Consider the following 21,516-nt stretch of genomic DNA (forward strand, 5'->3'; position numbering starts at 1 on the left):
TTCCGATGACGCCATGAGGGATAAAGCGCTCGGCTAAAAGCGCTTTGGAAAGGAGACGTCATCGGAGCCTGTGTTACTCGACTCGAGTGATGGTGACTTTCGCACCTGGGTTAAGGAAACGGTGGTTCGCAGAAAGTGCTGAGTTTGCTAATCCGTCATCTTGGCTAACAACTCCCGCATGGAATGAAACAACGTCATTGCTGTCATTACGAGCAGCATTGAAGCCCTCACCACCGCCTGCTGGGCCCGGAATGGTTGCAGCAAGTTCATCGTTCAGTTCTGTGCCGGAATCCCAAACGTTCATGCTCATTTCATAGCTTTCACCTACTGCGAGCGATTTGAGCGATAACCCCGTTTCGCCAACAAAGGCATCATTGGTATTCACAAACATAGACGCCACAGATAAGTAGCCGTAACGACTAGGGTCGACTGTGATGGTGACTTCGTCCGATGTACCCGGCAACACTAACCTATTACCTGAAATACCTTGGTAAACACTGTCATTGCTGTTCATCAACTCAATCAGCTCAGCGTTACTCCCGCCTTCGGCAAGATGCTCAAGTTCAACAGATGCGGCTTGTCCAATTTCAAACAGTTGGTAGTCACCATTGTGAGTGAGTACCGCGAGCGGAGACATAGGTTGATTCGCAGTCAAGTTCGCCACGTTGACGGTGTAGCGGTACGATTTCACTACATCGTTATCATCATCGCTTGGACAACCGGCGAGCAAGCCGACTGAAGCTGCAACTAGTAAGATTCTGTATTTCATACATCCCCCTTACTTCACAACGATTGTGATGGTTGCAACTGGGTTTAACCAACGATGGCTGCTGCTGTCTAGGTCACTGATGCCGCCGGCTGGATCGCTATCACCAAGGTTACCCGGATGCACGTGAACTTTGTCGTTAGTTACCGTTGCTTCAACGCCTGTGCCGCCAGTACCAAAGGTAATGAAAGGTGGGTTTGGCATGCTAGACGCAAGTTCATCGTTCGCTTCTGTACCGGCATCGTAACTTCTTAGCGTTGCTCGGTATGTACCCGCTTCCGTTGGAATCTTCCAGCTATCTAGACCGACAAAACCGTCATTGGTTGGCAGCAACATCGCGCTCAGAGAAAGATAACCGTGGTCGCCACTGTCCAAGGTGAAGGTGGTTGCAACACCCGGATTCAAAATACCACCAGCAGGGTTCTCAACCACCGCACCACCAGCGTTACCAATCACACTCGCAAGACCAGAGATATCACCGCCTTCTGCCATTGCTTCTAGTTCTGGAGTCGCTGCTTGACCCGTTCTGAACATTTGAAGGTCGGAGCCATGTGCGGCAACAATAAGTGGCGTAAAGTAGATGCCTTTGGTTGCGTTTGTCACGGTGATTTCCAATTCTGCCGCATTCACTGATGCAGAGCCTAGTGCCATAGCGACTGAAGTCATGACGAGTCCGAGTTGGGTACGTTTTTTCATTGTGATTCCATCCTTTAATGAGGGTTGAACTACCCAAGCCCATGTGTACGGCTTTACTTCTTTGTTCGTGACTTGAGTAGGTTAAGCATTACGTTTCGAACGTTTTGCGTTCTTGCCTCTAAGAATGACGAGCAAATCTATCAGCAACTTCATCGAATTCTCATAAAATTCTCACAAGTTCTGTTCGAATTCTGTCAGCAGCACTTTTTTACTCTTAATCAGCTATTTACACGTCGCGCTTTCCCCTCCTACAATGCGGTATTCTCTGTTTAAATCACGATTTTCACCATGATTCATAACGCTCTGTCTGCCTACTATGGCGAAATCTACGGCATCGCTTTTTTCAACCACTACTTGAGCCATTACGACCGAAGTGAACAACAAACGCTGTGGCAAACCTTGATTGAAGTGGAAGAGCTCACTGCAGAAAAGCTCAAACCTGTACTGCTGACAAATGGCATGGATATAGAAAGTCGACACCAAGAGATGCTGGATAAAGGCTTGGCAGATGCAACCAAGTGGATTGGTTTACCATGGCAAGAGTTGGTGGCGACTCTTCTGAAGTGGGTGGAGCCTTATGAGGTCAAGTATCAAGAGTGGCATGAAGAAGTGAACGCTTCACAACAGTATTCAATCGCTGAGCGAGAAGCTATCGAGTTGATTGCAGACCACGAAACGGCCATTTATCACTGTTGGCAGCAATACCATACTGGTGAATCTGGCTTGCCTGCACTCAATGCATTTTTGGCAAAATATCGTTAAAGCGAGACGGTGACACTTGAACCTCGTGAAACCGTACCAGACAATATCGTTATTCCGCTGCGAAGAACTGAACAATTATGGTTAATCCAAAACTCATTGCCCTACTTCCTGATCTTGCTTCGTTTATCTTAGTGGTAAACGAAGGCAGTTTTACCGCTGCAGCCAAACAACTCGGCGTGACGCCATCGGCTTTAAGTAAGTTGATCACACGATTAGAGCAAGCCCTCTCGGTGAAACTGTTTGAGCGCACAACTCGTAAGTTGATCATCACTCAAGCAGGGCAAAAGGTTTACGACCAAAGCATCGCAATGGTGAATGCCGCGCAGCAAGCCGTTGAACTATCTGCGGAAGATCATGCCGAGCCAACAGGCGCACTCACAGTAGCAGCCCCTGAAGCATTTCTTAATTCGGTGCTTCAACCGTTTGTGTTGCCATTCCTAGAACGTTATCCAAATATTCAGCTTAAGCTGCGTGCAGCAGATGGTGAGATTGATCTGTTCCGCCAAGGAATTGATGTCGCCTTTAAGCTCACCGACAAACCCGATGAGAATCTGGTCCTCAAAGAGATCAGCAAGACCAATCTTGTTTTGTGTGCTTCTCCAGATTACCTCACCAAACACGGTATGCCTGAGCACCCAACCGAGCTTGAGCAACACGACTGCATTTATCTTGCCGAGAACGACAAAGACAACATCTGGTCATTCTTTAAAGAAGAAGCGTTCCACTCCATTGCCGTGAGTGGACGCTACGCCGTCAACCATTCTCAAATGCGCTTGAACGGGGTTAAGTCTGGCTTGGGAATTGGGATCTTCCATGACTTCGTGATCAAAGACGCGTTAGAGCAAGGAGAAGTGGTGGAGGTTCTGCCGGATTGGATGATCAAGAGTAACTACCATGGCGCTATCGCGATGCAGTATGCACAAACCAAATACATGCCTGCTCGTCTGCGCGTGTTTATCGACTTCGTTAAGGAGCATTTAGTCTCCGAGGATACTAACCATGCTTGAAGAGGCTAACCATGTTTAATGCCATTCATCACGTCGCGATCATTTGCAGCGATTACCCAAAGTCAAAACGCTTTTACACTGAAGTGTTAGGACTGAAAGTCATTGCCGAAAACTATCGTGAAGCCAGAGACTCCTACAAGCTTGACCTCGCTTTACCTGACGGCAGTCAAGTTGAACTGTTTAGCTTTCCGGGCGCCCCTGAGAGACCGAGCTTTCCCGAAGCGCAAGGCCTGCGACATCTCGCTTTTTTGGTTGATGATGTTGAGCAAGTCAAAGCCTACCTAGAATCGAATGACGTTGAAGTTGAGCCAATTCGTATTGACGAATTTACAGGCAAAGCCTTTACCTTCTTCCAAGACCCAGATGGCTTGCCACTGGAGATTTACCAGAAATAAAAAGAGCCAGCACTTCGACTTCGCAGGCTCTTTTATTATTCCATTCTTTGTCTGTTACTAATTCAACGCCGTTTTCAGTTTCTCAACGCGGTTGAACAACAGCCAATCCAGTGCGAGAACCTTAACAATTGCCAAACCGCCCATCGGAAACGCCAGACACAATATCACCAACGTTACTAAGCCAAGCTTCCAAATACCGTCTTGCTGAAACTTAGGTGGCGCGCCCAATGTGGCACTGCGACTTGGTCTACGAATCCACCACATCACCACACCTGTGATTGAGATTAAGATGAACGCCAAACAGAACACTACGTTGAGCACTTTGTTCAATATACTCACATCACCTTGATGCAATGACACACCTGCCGCCATGAACTTGGCAAATACGCTGTAATCTTGCCACGTTACATCCACCAACAAGCGACCGGAATATTGGTCAAAGTGGCTGGTGCGATCTTGTCTTGGGTCGGAGATATCACCACCCATGGAGTTAGCTGCAACGGTGTAAACGCCCTTCTCAGAGCGTGGCAAAAACAGCTTATAACCAGTGAAGCCCATCATTTCAGCCTTGAGGATGATATCATCAATGGAGAGCGCATCATGGCTGCCTGCGTATGCCATATCTTCCTTCATATTGGCATGATCATGAGCGGGTTTGTCTTTCGATTCAGGCACAGCAGCAAGCTCTAAGTTCCATGGCATCTCTTCTGAAGCGCCATGGTTGAGATCTTTGTGTGTCAGTGTGGATTCCGGTTTCTCACCCCATGTGTAATAGGTTGGGAAGGTATTCCAAGCTTGCACCATTTTCGCCCCCCAGATCCCTGCCCACGACAAACCTGAAATCAAAAAGAACAACAGAACAATCGACAGCACACCACCTAAATTCGCATGCAGGTCACGCATCAAAATCCGAGGACCGTTGTTAAGGCGAATTTTCAAAAAGCCGGCGCGACTGGCGTTGTCTCTAGGTAACCAAAGGTACAAACCAGATACCAACAGCAAAATCCCCAGACTTGCGGCGATTTCAATTAAACGGTCGCCTAGGTCGCCAATGAGCAGCGTACCGTGAATACTATTCATCAGTTCATAGATGCTATCACCACGATTAATGGTGCCTTGTACGTCTCCTGTGTAAGGATTTACTGCAACAATCAGCGAGCTGCCTTCTTGGTTTTGAATCGAGAATCGGTTGGCGATATCGGCCGTTTTAGCAGGTACAAATTGAGTGACATTAAAATCGGGATACGCCTGCTTTACGGTTTCCAATTGTGCAGAGACAGGAATCATGTGCTCTTGTGGTGAAACTTGTAATGTCGCTTCGTATCGAGCCAGTTCGATTTCATCATCAAACAACATCACCAACCCCGTGAGGGAAAGCATGAGCATAAATGGAATGACGAACAAACCTGCGTAAAAGTGCCATCGCCACGTCATAAAGTAGATGGATTTTGCGCGTGAGGCTTCCTTGAGTTGAGGCTTTGCCGAGTTTCTCAACATGTGTATTTTCCTTTTTTCATTGTTGAACACCCAAATTCAGTCAAACGCATCCTGCACATACACATTTGTATGCGGCGCTAATTGACTTAGATTTGGGAGTACCACTGCTCGAAGTGGCAGTGTTGCTGACTATATACCCAAGTGACTTCAAGATGCTGGATTCAGAGCGTTGTCATTGATTCGAGTGCAAAGAAAACAACGCTGTGTAATAGACAACTCTTTCCAAGTTGTTTGAAGCAGCAATCGGAGCAATAACACGCTCCCGAAGGGCGAGTTGCCTTGGCTTGTATACTTTGTTGTCGATATCTTGATTTAGACCCACTAGACCTTTAAATCGCCGCCGCGTCTACAAACCAAGTCATTCTCGCTGAACCAAGCATCTCGAGGTTACTTGGGTATCGTGTAATTGTTTTTGTTATGAGAAAAGGGAAACTGGCGGCGCTCGAGGAACTGGTGTTTCAAATCGCACACTTAGAGCCAAATAAGCGTAGCTGTCAGAAGTCACCAAGCTCTGTCTTGAAAGTATCGGTGTCGTTGGAAGTGTATCGTGATGAAAAGTCGAGAAGTGGCTAAACGGACAAGGCTTGCCTTTGTGGCTGACCGAATTGTCGCCCTCTTCTATTTGGACCAACTCAAATCCGTTAAGCGTACATAGCGTCGCCCACACGCCCATGCTGTTACCATGAGCATTGATAACAGGCATCAGTGTCACTAGCACCCAACTGAGAGCACTAGCAAATAACATCGAGCGGTAAAAAGGAATTAATCTACGCATAACGGTGACTTAACAAATTTCACACAGCGTAACCAATTTTGAGTGATAGCTCAAAAACAGGATCAATAAGTGCTTGCTACCTCACAGGTTTTCTTGAATGCATCGATTGACAGTCGCAAAAAAGCCCGCCGAAATGGCAGGCTGATAATGTGTTCATTCATTACTTAGAGATAACGCGTAATCCACTGCCACGAGCAAATGCTCCGCTCAGTAGATAATTAGCCAAACAACTTGCTCCAAATGCTTGGATTGCGCTTGTCGTGGTACTCTTCACGAAGACTATCGATTTCACGCAGTTGAGCTTTTGCTTCTTGTAGCTTGCCCGCATCAAGATCCGCTTCAATCTTATCTAGCGTTACCGTCAGCTTGTTAAAGCCTTCTAAGTAAGTATCAAACTTCTCTGGTGGGTAATTACCACGCTTAGATTGTTCAACAATCGCTTGCAAGCTATCAATCGCAGATTTCATGGTTTCAACATCAGACGCTTCCGCCGCCTGTTTGAATTCCATCTTCATCTGTTTCATGTTTTGTTTTAAATCAACCGCTTCTGCCATTGCGTATGTTGAGCCAAACGCAATCGCACACCCTAGGACTAAAGGACGTAACATTTTTCACTTCTCCATTTATAGTGCCGAATTCTGTGTCGGCTTTATTCACCCAAATAACCTACGCCATAAGAGGCGAAAAACTAGCTTAGTTGAGTATTTCCGGGTCGCAGTGTAAAGCAATCTGGCGTCGGGTGCATACCTTAAATGTAATCAAGTTTATGCGTTGAGAATGCTGTCATATTCTGCAATTGGTTTACGGCCTCTCAAAGCTAAGAAAGACAAAAACTGCTGAGCGGTGTGAGTAATCACTTTCTTGCTATCAATACCCACTTTGTCCATTAACTCTCCAACCAAATCCAGATTACCAACATCGTGACAGAAATGCGCGTCACTGCCCGTGGTGAAGAAAACACCGAGATCTTTCCCGATTTGTGCAATCTCGTGGCAACGGTCTACGCTGCCTACTCGGCTGTTGCCTTTCAGCGTGGTGTTATTAATTTCAATCGCGACATTGTGCTCTTTCGCGCACGCTAAAACGGTCTGAAAATCAAAGTCGAAATTTGGATTACCAAGATGACCGAGCGCATCAATACGACCACTCTGAATGACATTAACAAGTGCTTCCGTGTGAGTTTGCTTGTTTGCAGGACGAAAAACGGGTTCATGAAAACTCGCGATCACCCAATCTAAGTTGCGGTCCACACTCAGTGGAATATCAATGTCGCCTTCGGTATTCATAATGTTAGATTCAACGCCACGAATAATCGCAACGCCTTCAAGAAAGCGAGGCAGAATTTTCTGGTTCGAGAAGAACCAGTAATGAGGCGCACCCGGCATTGATTCTGCGTGATCGGTCGTGCAGAACATATCCAGCCCGTTCTCTTTTGCCAACTTTGCATTTTCAATCAAGGTACTGTACGCGTGACCACTTGCGTACGTATGTGTATGGGTATCAACTTTAAATTCCATCATCCACTCTCTTAGGTGCGCTATCTTGCGTGCTATTGTATACCTTCAGGCAACGCATCGTCAGCCCAAGGTAAGCAAGAACCCTAAGCTTGCTCTTCACTAATGGCTTTTATCAAGGGTAAAGCTTTTTCCCATCCGTGATTAAACATGGAAACAAAGTCGTTGTGAGTATGAATGGTAACATTGAGTAGTAAACGATCGTTGTTGGTATCGATCTGGTAGATCTCTCGCGATCCGATCCACCTAGATGCTAGGTCAGCATCGAGTTGTTGACGATTATCCGGATTAAAAATGGCAACATGATGAAATTCAAGTTTTTGAAGCGGTAGCACCGTATCTATGATCGCCCTTGTCCCGCCCATATCTGGATCAAAAAAAGTGATGCCACCTCCTTCTTCCCAAGCTCCTTCAAATTGAGACTGCGGTGAAAAGGCTTGTGCCCAACGTTTATACAACTCAACATCGGTTAGCACTTCCCACACTCGTTGCGGTGTCGCCGAAATTTCGACGTAATAATTTAGCGTAAGCATGATTTCTCTCCCTGAACCTTTCTTGACGCTAGCCCATACTCAGGAAAAATCAAACCACACGACCAATTTATCTACCTGCCCCCTTCATTTTCCGACAGACTAAGAAGTTCTCGCTTGTAAACCGCCACTGCGATGCGCCGTAAAACGAACCCAACATGTGTTCAGTATGATTGCGAGCACTATTAAACTCATCCCAACAATTTGACTTTGACTCATTCGGTCTTCAAAAAACAGGCTCTGCCAAACCGCAGTGAACAATAAGTTAGTAAAAATGAGTGGCGCAAGTTGAGAGCCACTGCTTGCCAGTTTATATGCTTTGGAGCGAAAAACTTGGGTGTTAATGATCATCAGAGACATCATACCGATCCACAGCGTATTTGAAGAAATCTCAGGCGCCATAACACTCATATTAAGTAACGCGTCGAAGTCGTTAAACAAAGTTAGCGGCAACAGAAATACGGCAGCAAAACCAAACGCCCAAAAGTTGATTTCTAGCGGCGACATATTTGTTTTACTCACTTTATATAACGTAAGCTGAGAACCAGAATTGAAGAGTCCACCAGCCAAGCCGAGCAATAAATCCGCTCGCCATGTGATCTCACTTCCACCGCCCGCCAACATAACCACACCAGTGAACGCCATTGCTAATGCCGCCAATGTTGAAACACGAATGCGCCCCCTCATGAACAGCTTTTCAACCAAGGGAATAAATAATGGGCCAGTAGCAAACAAAACGACCCCCTCAACGAGCGTTAACGTTTGTAATGACGCGATAAAGCAAAGTTGTGACAAACCGATACAAAGAGCACGCAATAAAATAGGCTTTAGCGTGCCCGCTTTAGGAAAGGTAAGGTTTTTCACACGAAGTAAGATAAGCAAGATAAGCGCAGGCACCAAAAAACGTAAGAAGCTAAATAGTGTGACGGAAAGTTCGCCTGACAACTGCTTTGCTAACAGTCCAGTAACAGATAAGCTTAACGTAGACATCAACATGAAAAGGATAGATTTATTTACAGCATTCATTCAATACTCCTTAATATATGGAGCATTTTAAAAGACATCACTTATCGTAAATAGCGAGTAATATTAACCATTGATGTAAGAAAAACTTACAGTTTAACTTATCTATCACCAGCTACGGTTTTTAAATTATGCGGAAACTAGTCCCCTTAAAGTCCATCTACGCATTTGTTGCAGTAGCTGAGTCTGGCAGCATGACAGAAGCAGCACAGATATTAAGTGTGAGCCACTCAGCCGTAAGTCAGGCAATTAAATCGCTGGAGAGTCAAGTCAACAAGCCTCTATTTGATCGCATAGGCAGACAAGTTCAACTCAACGCGGACGGTAAAAAGTATTACAGGAAGGTGGCACCCGCTTTAGAGCAAATTGTCGATGCAACGGAAGCACTCATCCAAGATCAGAACTTGCAGCGTGTTACGCTCAATATGGTGAATTCATTGGCTCTTCACTGGTGGATTCCTCGAATGTCAGATTTACAAGGGTTTGCTCCTCAATTAGACGTTCGTTTATCAAACCTGTCTGGCAGATTCAATTTAGAACAAGAAGGTATCGACGCGGCCTTGGTGCATGGAAATCCCGAAGAATGGCAGGATTACTACTGCGAAAAGCTCAGTGAAGATGAACTGGTTTTGGTGTGCAGTCCTGAATTGATAGCGAAGACCAAGGACTCAAACATCACTCAACTCTTAAAGCAGTATCCCATCATTGAAGTTACTAACGAACGAAGAAAAAATGACTGGAACGTGTGGCTGGACGCGACGGGTATCCAGCGACCTAAAAATAAAAAACCAATCACTTTTAACATGTCGATACAAGCCGTCCAGGCCACAACTCGTCGTTTGGGGTTATTGGTCACTCATCGCTTGTTTGTGAAGGATGACATCAAATATGGTCAGCTAATCGAGCTGGGTGAACCCGTCATTAATCCTCATCAACAGCTTTACTTTGTATGCCCGCCACACAAGCTAAAGCTTGAATCGTTTCATCTGTTGCGATCTTGGCTACAACAATCATTCAACTATTAGAAACTTTTGTTAAGCACATTCACTGAAAAACTAGTATAAAGTTAGAAGAGCACTTTTCATCCAAGGATGGTTTATGAAGCAGTATCAAATATGGCTAAGCGCACTCTGTTTTGCAGTATCTTTGAGTACGACCGCTGAAGTAGAAAATGATAACCGCCTTTCAGAACAAGGGATCTCCACGGCAATTATTGGGGGTCAGCAGGCTACCCAAAACCAACTTCCTTTTTTTGCACGTCTTATTCTACATAAAACTGGCGCGAATCAGTTTGCCAATATTTGTGGGGGAACCATTGTAAACGACCGCTTCATTTTAACTGCGGCTCACTGCGTAGAACCAAGCGTTTTTACTGACGGCTGGACAATCAACGACCTACGAGTGTTAGTCAAAAACCCTACGATGAATGACGTGTTTGTTGAAGAATTCAAAGATGTTCGCTCTATCACGATTCATCCTGATTATGTGCCTAGCGATTTATGGATTAATGACATCGCTGTCCTTGAATTGACTAGACCTATCACCGATAACGTCCAATCCATCACTTTACCGCAAGACTTTGGAGACTACAGCAGCAAGTCAGTTTATCAGATATTCGGTTTAGGTCAGACCTCAACCAATGATGAAAGCCCCCCTAACTATTTACGCTGGGCAGAAGTAAAACCCCTTACCGACACCCAATGCGCTTCGTTGGTAACAGGGTTTAACGCTCAGGAAAGTTTATGTGCGAATGGATTTCCTGAACGAAGCTACACTGGTATCTGTCGTGGTGACTCAGGCGGTCCTCTCACCTATCAAGACAATAATGGCATGTATCAGCAAATTGGCATTGTGAGCTACGGTTCTTCAGTTTGCGAATCCGCTGCGATTCCAAGTGTGTTTACCGAGATTTTGAACTATGCAACATGGATTGAGACCCAAACCAGCTCAGGTGTAAAAACCAGTTATAACGCCCTCTTAGCAAGTTCGGAAGATTATCATAGCGAAGGGGACTCTGGCTTTGAGCCTGTCGATACCAACACATCTGGCTTTGGTAACAACGGCAGCAGTGGCGGCGGTGCTCTCGGATCAGGATTGATCATGCTTGGAGGCTGGTTTGGTTGGCTAAGACACCGCAGAAATGATTCGCGCTCCTAGTAGCGTCAACAAGACATCATAATATCTTGCGCTTAACGCGAGAGTTAATGATGTCTTCAATCATCTTTTGCTCTTTTTTCGCTTTTTCATAGTTCTGCTTAGTACGCCAACGATCAAGCACTTTTTCTAACCCTTGAACGCGTGCGTGCTTGTGTTCTAGCGTTTTCTGTACAGATGCACATTCCGCTTGCATAACGGCTTGCTCTTGCTCGTGGTGACGAAGCATTCTTTGTAGCATTTGGTCAACACGATTAAAGTTCATCAAAGCCGCGCTCGTCAGCGTCGGGCCGGTTCGGGTTGATTGTCCAGCGTGGCCTTTCAACGCCGACAACTGTTCCAATTGCATTGAAAGATGGGAGTGACGCTGACGCATGGCATCAAGTTGTTGGCCCACACGGTCACGCTGTTTTTCTTCCATTTGCTGTAACTTGCCTACGGCTTTTAACTTGGATTTCATTTCAGCCTTGTCACTCCCATTTGATTAAGCACTTTGAAAAAGCTGCGCGAGCTCGGTCAAACTGGTTGGGTAATCTACAGACTCATTGGCAGCTTGTTGTAGATATGCACGCAAGTTTGGATACATAGCAACAGATTGATCTAACTCAGGATCTTGTCCTGGTTGATAACCCCCTAATGGCAGTAACTCTTTAACCTGAAGGTAGTTGGAGTACATTTGACGGAAGTTATTCGCAATCGTGCTGTGTGCGTCCTGCGTACAAGTATTCATACAACGGCTAATAGACGCGTTGATATCTATAGCAGGATAATGCCCTTGCTCAGCCAGTTGACGTGATAAAACGACATGCCCATCTAAGATGGCGCGCGCGGAATCCACGACAGGATCTTGTTGGTCGTCACCTTCTGCCAATACGGTGTAAATTGCCGTTAAGCTACCATGTTGATTTTCACTGTTACCCGCTCGCTCTAGGAGTTGAGGTAACACGCTGAAGACTGAGGGCGGATAACCACGAGAAGCTGGAGGCTCTCCGAGCGAAAGAGCGATTTCGCGCTGTGCCATGGCGTATCGGGTTAGAGAATCCATTAGAAGTAGAACGTCTTTGCCTTGGTCTCGGAAATACTCTGAAACGCGATGACAAAGTAGTGTCGCTCTTAACCTCATTAGCGGGGATTCATCAGCAGGAGCCGCGATAATGATCGCTTTCTTGCGCGCTTCTGGGGTTAAGTTTCTCTCAATGAACTCACGTACTTCTCTGCCTCGCTCACCGATAAGCCCGACCACAATTACATCGGCCTCCGTGTTTTTGGTGATCATCCCCATTAACACACTTTTACCGACGCCACTGCCAGCCATCAAACCAATACGTTGGCCTTTGCCTACCGTCAATAGTCCATTAATCGCTCGCACGCCCACGTTGAGTGGTGTATCAACTGGGCGTCGCTTCAGTGGGTTAATCGGTTTTGGTTCAAGTGAAACTCGATCTCCCCCCTTAAGCGGTGCCCCGTCATCTAACGGCTCACCTAAACCATTCAGTACGCGTCCTAACCACTGAGAGCTTAGCTGCACGGTACTGTCACCATCAAGAGGGATGACTTTTGCACCTGCAAACAGACCGCCTAAACGGCGGATAGGCATGAGGTAAGCAATAGTGTGTTCAAAGCCCACAACTTGCGCTTCGATCATATCGCCTTCCGCGGTTTCTACGAGACAACGCTGCTCAAGCTTAAACCGACACCCTACGGCTTGTAACATTAAGCCGTTTACTTTTATCAATCGCCCTGTTACGCGAGCAACAGGGATTGAATCAAGCGAAGCCAAGGCTTCGCTCAAACGCTCACTTAATAGTTCATGGCTTAGGGTATTACTCATGCTCAGACTCTACCTGTGGAATACTGACTTCATCCAAAAGGTGTTGCTTTACATTGTCCATACAGGCTTCCAAACGAGAGTCGCAGCTCGCATCCGCTTCTGCGTCATCAGTCACTAACTGACAGCCACCAATAGGAAGCTCCGTATTAGGGACCAGTTTCCAAGATTGCGGCAAATCAGCATTGATGTGAGTAATACGCTCTAAATCTTGCGGATTTAAATGCACAGTTACTGTTTCCGCTTTACCAGGCATGGCAGACAATGTCTCGTCCACCAAAGCTAGGATCTGCTGAGGCATTAAAGTGAGCTCGGCACGAATCACTTGCTGAGCTACCTTTTGTACCAGTTCACAAATCATATGGCGTTGTTGCTGTTCTTTTTCATCTTGCCAACGAGAAAGGGCGTGAAAAAGTTCATTGACAGGCTTCGCCGCCTCCAAAAAGCCTTGCTTTCCAGACTGCTCACCGGAAACAAAGCCTTTTTGGAAACCTTCTTTTTGGCCTTCCAACAGACCTTGTTGCTTGCCCTGTTCGATACCTTGGCGTAAGCCTTCCTCATGTCCTTGTTGCAAACCTTGTTGAAAACCTTCTTCAAGTTGCTGTTGGATATCAATTTGAGGTTCTTGCCAGCCTTGGTTATCTAGCCCGAATTCGTCTTCGATAGTCTTAGGTTGCGCTAAAGGCGGAAAACGGTGTAAACGATACCCGTTCGGAGGCAATCGCATAGTACTTGATTTTGTCTCTAGCATGACCTTACTCCACCGTTGGCTCTTCATAGAGAAGCAGCTGAACTTCACCAGATTCATCCAGCTCACGTACCATTTGCATGATGTCTTGACGTGCTTTTTGAACTCGACTTAACGCAACAGCACCGCGTGCGTCCATGTCATCTTCTAGCGCTTTCACCATACGTTGCGGCATTGAACGCTTAATAGCTTGTTGTAAGGTAATATCGGAACCTTTTAGCGCAACAGCCCACAACTCTAGCGGGATTTGCTGCACCAACATGTCCATAGTTTCTTCGCGTTGTCGGCCAAGAACCATAAAGTCGAACATGTTTTCTTCAATTGCATTAACAACATCTTCATCATGCAACTTCAGCATTTCCATCAATGAACCACGGTCACCTTCAAAGCGGTTAATGATATCTGCTGCTTGCTTAACACCTGATAACGGCGTGCTTTGACTTGCGGATACTTTTTCGATGCAACGCTCAACGAGTTCATGCAAATCAACGGCAACTTGATGATCGATATCTTGCAATTGAGCAATACGGAACAAGATTTCGTCATGGTAATCTTGTGGCAAGTGCTTCAATACCGCTGAAGAGCTGTCTGCTGGCAAATACGCTAGAAAAATTGCTTGCATTTGTGGGTGCTCGTTCACAATGAAACGAGCGAGAGTTTCTGCTTCCACCCACTGTAAGCGCTGCATATTGTTGCGAATTTCATCGCCATATAAGGTATTTAATAACCCTTTTGCCAAATCGTTACCCAATGCTTTACGCAATGTATTAGATAGGTATTCCTTAGAGGCTCCTCGAATACCGCTGTGCTCACGGAAATCTTCAAAGAAAGTTTGAATAACACCACGAGCAGAATCGCTCTTAATGCCATTTAACTTCGCCATTGCACGAGTCACACGCTGGGTTTCATCACGGCTAAAGTGTTGCAAAACCTTCGCTGCGGCATCCTCGCCCATGCCTAATAGCACGAGCGCGGTTTGTTCAACATAACTAAGCGTCTGCTTTGATAGAACTGTGTTCATTGATGTTTACCCATTGTTTCAGTATTTCGGCTACGCGCTCTGGCTCTTCATTAGCAATAAGCTGTAGGTGTTTCAATTGAATTTCTAATGGCGAACCTGCTGGTGGTAGCATGTCGCTGTTTACATCTAAACCTGAAGAGGCTGAGATGCCTTTTTCAGATAGGCGGCGATCAAGTACTTCTTCATGCTCGCGCTCTTCACGCGTTTGCAAGTTTTCGTAGTCAGGTTCTTCCTGAGGCTCAGCAAAATTTAGCTCAGGCACAGGTTTATCAACGCCAGTTAGGTGCATGATTAATGGACGCAGTACGAAGAAGATCATCGCCAAGCCTAACAAGCCACCAATAACGTAGCGTATTGGCTGCTGTACTGTAGGGTCTTGCCACCACGGCAGTGCAGGAGGAGCATCAATTTCGATTGGGGTGAAGTTGAAACTCATTAAACTTAAGCTGTCACCTCGTGTGGCAGAGATACCAACAGCATCCATGATCATGTTTGAGATTTGCTCTTTATCGGCTTCACTCCACGCCACACCATCTGGCGAAGCTTTGGAGTTCAACAGAACCGAGACACTAAGCTTTTCTATTTGGCCTTGTTGGTATTGAGTACGACGAACACTACTACCTACAGCATATTGACGATTCACTTCAGATCGCGCATTCGTGTTTTGGCTGTCGTTCGTTTCCACTTCACCAGATCCTGTCACTGGCGGTTGGTTACTTAGAGAACCAGGAACACCCAACGCAATTTGATCAACCGAGTTGTTATGAATGGTGTGCTCATTACGCACAACCGGCGCGTTATCCAAAATTTCTTGTGTTTCTTCAACTTGGCTAAAATCCAGATCGGCAGCGACTTGTACTCGGAAGTTACTCGGCCCCACAATCGGCGTAAGCATATCTGCTGCGCGTTGGATGATCTGTTTTTCAACACTCTTCTGGTATTCAAGATATTTCGCATTTACTTTACCAGCTTCCGCAGAAGCGACATCCGCACTAAGAAGACGGCCATACTGGTCAATGACAGAAACAAATTCTGGCTTCATTGCCGTGACACTGCCGACCACTAGGTTAATGATCGCTTCAACTTGTTCAGGCTTTAAGTCTTCACCAGGTTTGAGCTCAAGCATGACAGATGCTGAAGGATTCTCACTGTTTTGGCGGACGAATAGAGTTTGACGAGGTATTGCTAAATGAACACGCGCGTTCGCTACTGAGTTCAAAGACATGATAGTACGTACTAACTCACCTTCTAAACCATGACGATAACGCGCCGTTTCCATAAATTGGCTCGTACCAAGAGAGCTATCTTCCTTGAGCGAATCCAAACCTGTCGGCAGCTTAGCTTTGACACCTTTTGATGCAAGCAACATGCGTACCTTCGCAACCTCACCTTCTGGTACAAGAACTTGTCCATTTTGCTCTTGCATGCGGTAGCTTACGCCTTCGCTTTCTAATACCGACACAATTTCGCCGATATCAAAACGCTCTTGCTGGCTATATAGCGGACGAAAGCTCTGCGAGGAACTCCATAGTGCAACCACAATAATCGCTGCAACAATCGCAGCTAACACCGCAGATAGCACTAAGTTTCTCTGACTGCTAGACCAGATTTGCTTCAGCTTCGTTGTCACATCGTCCATGCCGTTGGCAGTAGAAAATGTCTGTGCTGTGCCGGTAGCCATAGCTGTGTTTCCGGCGACTTGGGGGGTTAGTTCTGACATGAATTACACCGGCATCTTCATAATATCTTCAAATGAGGTCACGACTTTGTTGCGCACTTGCATCAAAGCATTAAAGGACAAGCTGGCTTTTTGGCTCGCGACCATTGCACCAACTAGGTCATCACTTTTTCCTGTTTCTACGGCCGTCATTTTTTGACTAGCCACTGATTGATGTTGATTCACTGTATCCAACACATTTGTCATCGCTTGTGAGAACGATAAAGGTGCGTTTAGTGATTGTTGATCTAAAGGATTTGCACTCACGATAAACTCTGGCGGCTGCACTTGTGCCTGCATCGCCTGCATTTTTGACAACATAAGTTGCTCTGCCGAGACCGCATGAGTAGGTTGACTTGCCATCTATTTTTTCTCCTATTAGGCAGCCGAGCCTAGTGCCGACTGTAAATCAATACCATGTTCTCGCATTGCTGCGAGCTTGTAGCGTAGCGCTCGAGTAGAGACTCCAAGCGCGTTTGCGGTTTTCGTTCGGTTTCCACCAAACTGACGTAACTTTTCCAAAATAAACTGATATTCAGCTTGCTTCTTCGCTTCTACATGACCAAAACTTGAAGTTGGCTCTGCTGTAGGAACTGACGCGACAAGCTCAATAGGCAGCATCAGGTCATGGGCTGTAATGTAATCACCATGACGCATGACCAAAGCGCGTTGAATGACATTTTCCAACTCACGAATATTGCCCGGCCAGTGATACTGACTCAGCGCACTAATCGCATCTTGGGATAGGTGACAGCGGCTGCTATCTTGATACTTTTCAATAAAGAATTGGCTAATCGGTAGAATGTCCTCTTTTCTTTCACGCAAAGGCGGCCAGTGCAGAGGCAGCACATCTAATCGATAATAAAGATCTTCACGGAACGTGCCTTTTTGAACTTCCTCACGTAAGTCTTTGTTGGTTGCCGCAATAACACGAATATCGAGCTGAACGGCTTTATGGCTACCAACACGTTCTACTTCACGCTCTTGAAGGACGCGTAACAATTTCGCTTGAACCGCAGGTGACATTTCACCAATCTCGTCAAGCAGAATCGTCCCGCCATTTGCTTCTTCAAACTTACCGCTTTGAGAATTTGTCGCTCCGGTGAACGCGCCTTTTACATGACCGAATAGCACAGCCTCTAACATTGACTCTGGAATGGCGGCACAGTTAACCGCCACAAATGGACCATTGATACGCGGAGAGTGCTCATGCACATATCGCGCCAGCACTTCTTTACCCGTTCCCGATTCACCTGTAATAAGCACACTCGCGTTAGTACATGCTGCACGATGCGCCAATTGCAGAACTTGTTTGCTTCTCCAAGACTCCGCAACAATGTTGGCCATTGGCTTACCTAACGCTTCAACACGTTTAAGCAGATTAACCAACTGATTAGATTCAAACGGGCGTAATAGATAATCAGTAGCGCCCGCTTTCATCGTCTCAGCAGCCAAGATGCCTTGTTCTTGGTCGACAATCGCAATAACAACACCCGAATTTCGCTGCTTTTGGTGACACGCGACAAACTCACGAACACACATATCCGGCAGCGTAGAGCTCACTAAAGTGATTTCTGCTCGCTCTTCAAGCAAAGCGCCTCGACCAGTACGAGTGTGTTTCGCGGTGTAACCTGCATTTTGCAACACATCCAATACTGGTTGAGCAAGAGCTTCATTTGGCTCAACCAACAAAATTTTCGTTTTCGTCATCATTGAACCTTAACTTTCGTTTGTTGATTTTGTGATTGTAGATCTGGGTGGTGTTTCGTAGCCGTATACTCGTTGTCCCTCACTAAACGCAGGGTGACACGTCGGTTTTTTGCTTGGCCATTAACCGAGTTATTGCTGGCAATTGGGTAACGTGAACCATGAGCTCGTGTTTCGATCATCGACTCGTCGACCCCAAGCTCAATCAAAGCATTGGTGACTTGCTCTGCTCGAGTACGTGACACAGAAAGGTTCGTTAAACTTGAACCAACGTTATCGGTGTGACCGTCGATGAGGATTTTGGTCACTCGATCATCCACAGATACATAGCTATACAGCGCTTCTAGTGTTGCTTTCTGTCCACGACTTAACGTCTTCTGACCAAACTCAAATGAGAGCGCCATATCCCTTGCCTCTGAAAAAGACAATTTAGGCAATCGCGCGCGACACGCATTAAATGATTTCAATGCGTTTTGAATTTGAAGAGTAGGAATCACAATCTCTGAAACAGAGGAAGCATTACTTCCTTTAAGTGACAGCGTCACCCAACTACCCGAAGCAATTGAATCCATGAATTCTTCAGCGCCTTTATTAAAGATGAAACGCTGAGACGGCTTAGTAAATTCAAGGGAACCAAATTCTTTTCTATAAAGCTCATCACCCCAAGGAGCATTTTGAGTTGTTAAAGCAATCGTTTTCCATTTATTGTTTTCATATTCTATATCGGAAATAAAATAGAATTTATTATTAGGTTCCGCTAGGAAATAAAACTTCCCATAGTCTTTATTTGATTGCAACAAGTTGCATTTGAATTTATTTCCCTCATATGTCCATTTAGAGAGGTCCATAGGGATTGTTAAGACTTCTTCTGAATATGACACTTTTGAAAAAATAAAACTGATAACAATAATTGTGTTACAAATTATCAAACGGACATGATTCATGTATATCTTACATTCCCATGACTTAAACCGTTTAATTAAATATGCCACCAAGCCGAGAGAACTGGCATAGCTAATCATTTTAATTACCTATTCTGAATATTAAAATTGGTTACAAAACGCTCAAGAGAGCACGCTTAGCCTCCAACGGAAGCTTTAAGCATAAAAAAACAGTATCTTATAATTTATTTATTTGAAGTTGTTGTTACGCCATAAAGGCAATTTAAAAAATCTATAACAACTAAAACGCTCAACATTGTTATTTTATTTATTAAGCGATTTATAAAGAAAACTAACTCTTTTTAAATTTCATTAAAAGATTATGACTATATGAACAAAGCAACATGTGAACTAAAGTCACAATCTTAGAGTTTGGAGCTAAAAGATCATTAAAATTTCTGTGTAGACTACACGCCATTAAGTTAAAACACTTTCGATTGTTAACGCACGGTAAAATATAAATGGAAAATAGAGTTAGCGAGCCTATTTCTGATAGTCAACTACTTGATGTAGAATTATTAGGCAAACCTATTCATATCATTCGTGAGAAGCTCGATAATTTAATTTCAGAATCTTGCTCAAATCTTACGACTGAATTACAAAATTGGCTCAGCACAGGAAAAGTGGAAGCTAGCTTAACCTCAGTAGACTTGCACCGCTTTACATCGGTTGAGATGGACAAAGAGCAAACGTCGACCTATCAACATCAGGAAGGCGGCATGGTATTCATCCATGGTAACCCCCACACGCTAATAAAGTTGGCTGATAGATTTTATGGTGCAAGTGCAGAGCGCTCAGCCGCTACTCTGACGGCCAGTGACTTACGTTTACAAGAGCGCATCAGTCGAATCATCATCGGTTGGCTTGCTCCTGGTGAAATGTGGGACACGGGTGAGTATGAGACCCCTAGAGGTATTGGCATTAACGTTCAATTAAACATTGCGTTTGACGATCATCAAGGCTCAATTCATCTCAAGCTAGATGGTCATCTTATTCAAACGCTAATCGAGCAGCTTGAACTGCAGCCTGATACCGATTTGTTTCAACCTTTCTGTCGTTCTTTAGAGACGACCCCCGTTCGACTGAACGTTGTTCTAAGTAAAAAGAAGATGCCTTTAAGTGATGTGGTTGGCTTACAACCCAACGATATTTTACCTATTGAGCTTCTTAACACGGTTCCAGTAAGCATTGGCAACCAATCTCTATTTACAGGTCGTATTGCCGAGCAAGACGGCCAACTTGTTTTGATCTTTAACCCTGATAAGGAACCGCAGCGATGAGCGAAGCGCTAGAAACTAATGCATTCGACGCAGAAGAACTGAACTTTGATGATTTTCAATTAGAAGACTTTGAAGCCGAAGATACGCTCCAACAAGAACCAGCCACTGCGGAACGTGACCTTAGCTTTTTCAAAAGCATTCCTGTCACAGTCACGCTGGAAGTTGCGAGTAAGGAGATCCCACTTGGGGACTTAATGAAAGCGGGTGAAGGCACGGTTATCGAGTTGGAAAAGCTCAATGGCGAGCCTTTAGACGTGAAAGTAAACGGTTCTCTTATGGGCCACGCTGAAGTTGTCGTTGTCAATGATAAGTATGGACTTCGTCTGATCGATGTACATGACTCTGCATTGAGTGGCGTTGGTCAATAATCTTAGGTAGGCATCACAATGAAAAATCTGAGCGCTTGGCACCGTTGGTTACCTCTTTTGGTATTGGTGTCACTTTTGTTTGCTTTCCCAACAATGGCGGCTGACAACGGCTTAACTATCTTTTCCGTTTCTGATGGCGACACACAACAAGAATACAGCGTTAAACTGCAAATTCTGTTGTTGATGACGGCGCTCAGTTTTCTTCCAGCATTTATTTTGATGGCGACGAGCTTTACTCGAATTGTCGTTGTCCTTGCGATTTTGCGCCAAGCTCTTGGTCTTCAACAAAGCCCACCTAATAGAGTGTTGGTCGGGATCGCTCTCGCATTGACGTTGCTGATTATGCGCCCTGTCTGGAGCGATATTTATGAAAATGCGTTTCAGCCATACGACAACGGCGAAATCACGCTAATACAGGCTTTTTCTGTTGCAGAGAAACCAGTGAGAGAGTTCATGCTGGCACAGACGCACCAAAGCTCTCTTGAACAAATGTTACGTATTGCCAATGAGCCTCTCGACCAAAACGTTGAGGATATTTCATTTGCCGTTGTCTTGCCTGCATTTGTCATTAGTGAACTAAAAACCGCCTTCCAAATTGGTTTTATGCTTTTCATCCCGTTTTTGGTCATCGACTTGGTTGTCGCCAGTGTCCTGATGGCAATGGGTATGATGATGCTATCACCTTTAATTGTCTCACTTCCCTTTAAGTTGGTGGTATTTGTACTCGTGGATGGTTGGGCAATGACAGTTGGCACCTTATCTGCCAGCTTCGGTTAACTAGGAGCAG

Annotated in this window: 24 protein-coding genes; 8 read left to right on the forward strand and 16 right to left on the reverse strand. The window is 45.4% G+C overall.

The window, feature by feature from the left end; all coding sequences use genetic code 11:
* Positions 1-73 precede the first annotated feature (73 nt).
* Complete coding sequence (locus tag R7035_RS02910; RefSeq protein WP_213870661.1) at positions 74-769, reverse strand: spondin domain-containing protein; 696 nt, start codon at positions 767-769, stop codon at positions 74-76.
* A 9-nt stretch (positions 770-778) separates the two neighbouring features.
* Positions 779-1,462, reverse strand: a complete 684-nt coding sequence (locus R7035_RS02915; RefSeq protein WP_033906705.1) for a spondin domain-containing protein — start codon at positions 1,460-1,462, stop codon at positions 779-781.
* Positions 1,463-1,750: 288 nt separating this feature from the next.
* Between R7035_RS02915 and R7035_RS02920 the strand changes: the two genes are divergently transcribed.
* The 3 genes from R7035_RS02920 (at position 1,751) to R7035_RS02930 (ending at position 3,626) form a co-directional block, all read left to right on the forward strand.
* Positions 1,751-2,224 carry a hypothetical protein gene (locus R7035_RS02920; protein ID WP_213870665.1) on the forward strand — a complete coding sequence of 158 codons (474 nt, stop codon included), beginning with the start codon at positions 1,751-1,753 and terminating at the stop codon, positions 2,222-2,224.
* Between the two features lie 77 nt (positions 2,225-2,301).
* The gene (locus tag R7035_RS02925) at positions 2,302-3,231 is read left to right on the forward strand and encodes a LysR family transcriptional regulator (protein ID WP_042601221.1); all 930 of its coding nucleotides are present in this window, start codon (positions 2,302-2,304) and stop codon (positions 3,229-3,231) included.
* 11 nt (positions 3,232-3,242) lie between these two features.
* A complete protein-coding gene (locus tag R7035_RS02930; protein WP_053303870.1) occupies positions 3,243-3,626 on the forward strand; it encodes a VOC family protein in 384 nt (127 codons plus the stop codon).
* Positions 3,627-3,683: 57 nt separating this feature from the next.
* Here R7035_RS02930 and R7035_RS02935 read toward each other — a convergent pair whose 3' ends face one another.
* From R7035_RS02935 to R7035_RS02960, 6 genes are all read right to left on the reverse strand, one after another.
* Positions 3,684-5,123 carry a PepSY-associated TM helix domain-containing protein gene (locus R7035_RS02935; RefSeq protein ID WP_262651704.1) on the reverse strand — a complete coding sequence of 480 codons (1,440 nt, stop codon included), beginning with the start codon at positions 5,121-5,123 and terminating at the stop codon, positions 3,684-3,686.
* A gap of 415 nt (positions 5,124-5,538) precedes the next feature.
* Positions 5,539-5,898, reverse strand: coding sequence for a hypothetical protein (locus R7035_RS02940; protein WP_080276971.1), 360 nt, complete (start codon positions 5,896-5,898; stop codon positions 5,539-5,541).
* 218 nt (positions 5,899-6,116) lie between these two features.
* A complete protein-coding gene (locus R7035_RS02945; RefSeq protein WP_021035869.1) occupies positions 6,117-6,506 on the reverse strand; it encodes a cytochrome b562 in 390 nt (129 codons plus the stop codon).
* Between the two features lie 156 nt (positions 6,507-6,662).
* Positions 6,663-7,415: a phosphatase gene (locus tag R7035_RS02950; RefSeq protein WP_005375066.1), complete on the reverse strand. Its 753-nt coding sequence runs from the start codon at positions 7,413-7,415 to the stop codon at positions 6,663-6,665.
* Positions 7,416-7,498: 83 nt separating this feature from the next.
* Positions 7,499-7,945, reverse strand: coding sequence for an SRPBCC family protein (locus tag R7035_RS02955; protein WP_005375065.1), 447 nt, complete (start codon positions 7,943-7,945; stop codon positions 7,499-7,501).
* A 99-nt stretch (positions 7,946-8,044) separates the two neighbouring features.
* Positions 8,045-8,968 carry a DMT family transporter gene (locus R7035_RS02960; RefSeq protein ID WP_053307934.1) on the reverse strand — a complete coding sequence of 308 codons (924 nt, stop codon included), beginning with the start codon at positions 8,966-8,968 and terminating at the stop codon, positions 8,045-8,047.
* 128 nt (positions 8,969-9,096) lie between these two features.
* Here R7035_RS02960 and R7035_RS02965 point away from each other — a divergent pair, with 128 nt between their 5' ends.
* Both R7035_RS02965 and R7035_RS02970 read left to right on the forward strand, forming a co-directional pair.
* The gene (locus tag R7035_RS02965) at positions 9,097-9,990 is read left to right on the forward strand and encodes a LysR substrate-binding domain-containing protein (protein ID WP_033906699.1); all 894 of its coding nucleotides are present in this window, start codon (positions 9,097-9,099) and stop codon (positions 9,988-9,990) included.
* Positions 9,991-10,063: 73 nt separating this feature from the next.
* Positions 10,064-11,122: a S1 family peptidase gene (locus tag R7035_RS02970; RefSeq protein ID WP_167415864.1), complete on the forward strand. Its 1,059-nt coding sequence runs from the start codon at positions 10,064-10,066 to the stop codon at positions 11,120-11,122.
* Positions 11,123-11,138: 16 nt separating this feature from the next.
* Here R7035_RS02970 and fliJ read toward each other — a convergent pair whose 3' ends face one another.
* The 8 genes from fliJ to R7035_RS03010 are packed head-to-tail and all read right to left on the reverse strand — an operon-like array spanning position 11,139 to position 19,162.
* The gene (fliJ, locus tag R7035_RS02975; RefSeq protein ID WP_017820533.1) at positions 11,139-11,579 is read right to left on the reverse strand and encodes a flagellar export protein FliJ; all 441 of its coding nucleotides are present in this window, start codon (positions 11,577-11,579) and stop codon (positions 11,139-11,141) included.
* A 24-nt stretch (positions 11,580-11,603) separates the two neighbouring features.
* Positions 11,604-12,950, reverse strand: coding sequence for a flagellar protein export ATPase FliI (gene fliI / locus R7035_RS02980; protein WP_005375057.1), 1,347 nt, complete (start codon positions 12,948-12,950; stop codon positions 11,604-11,606).
* Positions 12,943-13,698: a flagellar assembly protein FliH gene (fliH, locus tag R7035_RS02985; protein WP_017820534.1), complete on the reverse strand. Its 756-nt coding sequence runs from the start codon at positions 13,696-13,698 to the stop codon at positions 12,943-12,945. Before fliH ends, fliI begins: the two co-directional genes overlap by 8 nt.
* A 4-nt stretch (positions 13,699-13,702) precedes the next feature.
* On the reverse strand, positions 13,703-14,716 hold the full coding sequence (locus tag R7035_RS02990; protein ID WP_005375048.1) for a flagellar motor switch protein FliG: 1,014 nt from the start codon (positions 14,714-14,716) through the stop codon (positions 13,703-13,705).
* Positions 14,685-16,436: a flagellar basal-body MS-ring/collar protein FliF gene (fliF, locus tag R7035_RS02995; RefSeq protein ID WP_005384024.1), complete on the reverse strand. Its 1,752-nt coding sequence runs from the start codon at positions 16,434-16,436 to the stop codon at positions 14,685-14,687. Before fliF ends, R7035_RS02990 begins: the two co-directional genes overlap by 32 nt.
* A gap of 3 nt (positions 16,437-16,439) precedes the next feature.
* Positions 16,440-16,796 (reverse strand): flagellar hook-basal body complex protein FliE, encoded by a 357-nt coding sequence (gene fliE / locus R7035_RS03000; protein ID WP_005375045.1) that lies wholly within the window; start codon positions 16,794-16,796, stop codon positions 16,440-16,442.
* A 15-nt stretch (positions 16,797-16,811) separates the two neighbouring features.
* Positions 16,812-18,143 carry a sigma-54 interaction domain-containing protein gene (locus tag R7035_RS03005; RefSeq protein ID WP_031778880.1) on the reverse strand — a complete coding sequence of 444 codons (1,332 nt, stop codon included), beginning with the start codon at positions 18,141-18,143 and terminating at the stop codon, positions 16,812-16,814.
* Entirely contained in the window at positions 18,143-19,162 is a 1,020-nt protein-coding gene (locus tag R7035_RS03010) for an OmpA family protein (RefSeq protein ID WP_021707593.1), read from the reverse strand. Before R7035_RS03010 ends, R7035_RS03005 begins: the two co-directional genes overlap by 1 nt.
* A 380-nt stretch (positions 19,163-19,542) precedes the next feature.
* On the opposite strand from R7035_RS03010, the gene R7035_RS03015 reads away from it, so the two are divergent.
* The 3 genes from R7035_RS03015 to fliP are packed head-to-tail and all read left to right on the forward strand — an operon-like array spanning position 19,543 to position 21,506.
* The gene (locus tag R7035_RS03015; protein ID WP_005375039.1) at positions 19,543-20,361 is read left to right on the forward strand and encodes a FliM/FliN family flagellar motor switch protein; all 819 of its coding nucleotides are present in this window, start codon (positions 19,543-19,545) and stop codon (positions 20,359-20,361) included.
* A complete protein-coding gene (gene fliN, locus R7035_RS03020) occupies positions 20,358-20,729 on the forward strand; it encodes a flagellar motor switch protein FliN (RefSeq protein ID WP_005375038.1) in 372 nt (123 codons plus the stop codon). Before R7035_RS03015 ends, fliN begins: the two co-directional genes overlap by 4 nt.
* 18 nt (positions 20,730-20,747) lie before the next feature.
* Positions 20,748-21,506: a flagellar type III secretion system pore protein FliP gene (gene fliP, locus R7035_RS03025; RefSeq protein WP_318145954.1), complete on the forward strand. Its 759-nt coding sequence runs from the start codon at positions 20,748-20,750 to the stop codon at positions 21,504-21,506.
* The last annotated feature ends 10 nt before the right edge of the window (positions 21,507-21,516 follow it).

The organism is Vibrio sp. 1731 (genome assembly GCF_033339955.1).
Lineage (GTDB): Bacteria > Pseudomonadota > Gammaproteobacteria > Enterobacterales > Vibrionaceae > Vibrio > Vibrio alginolyticus.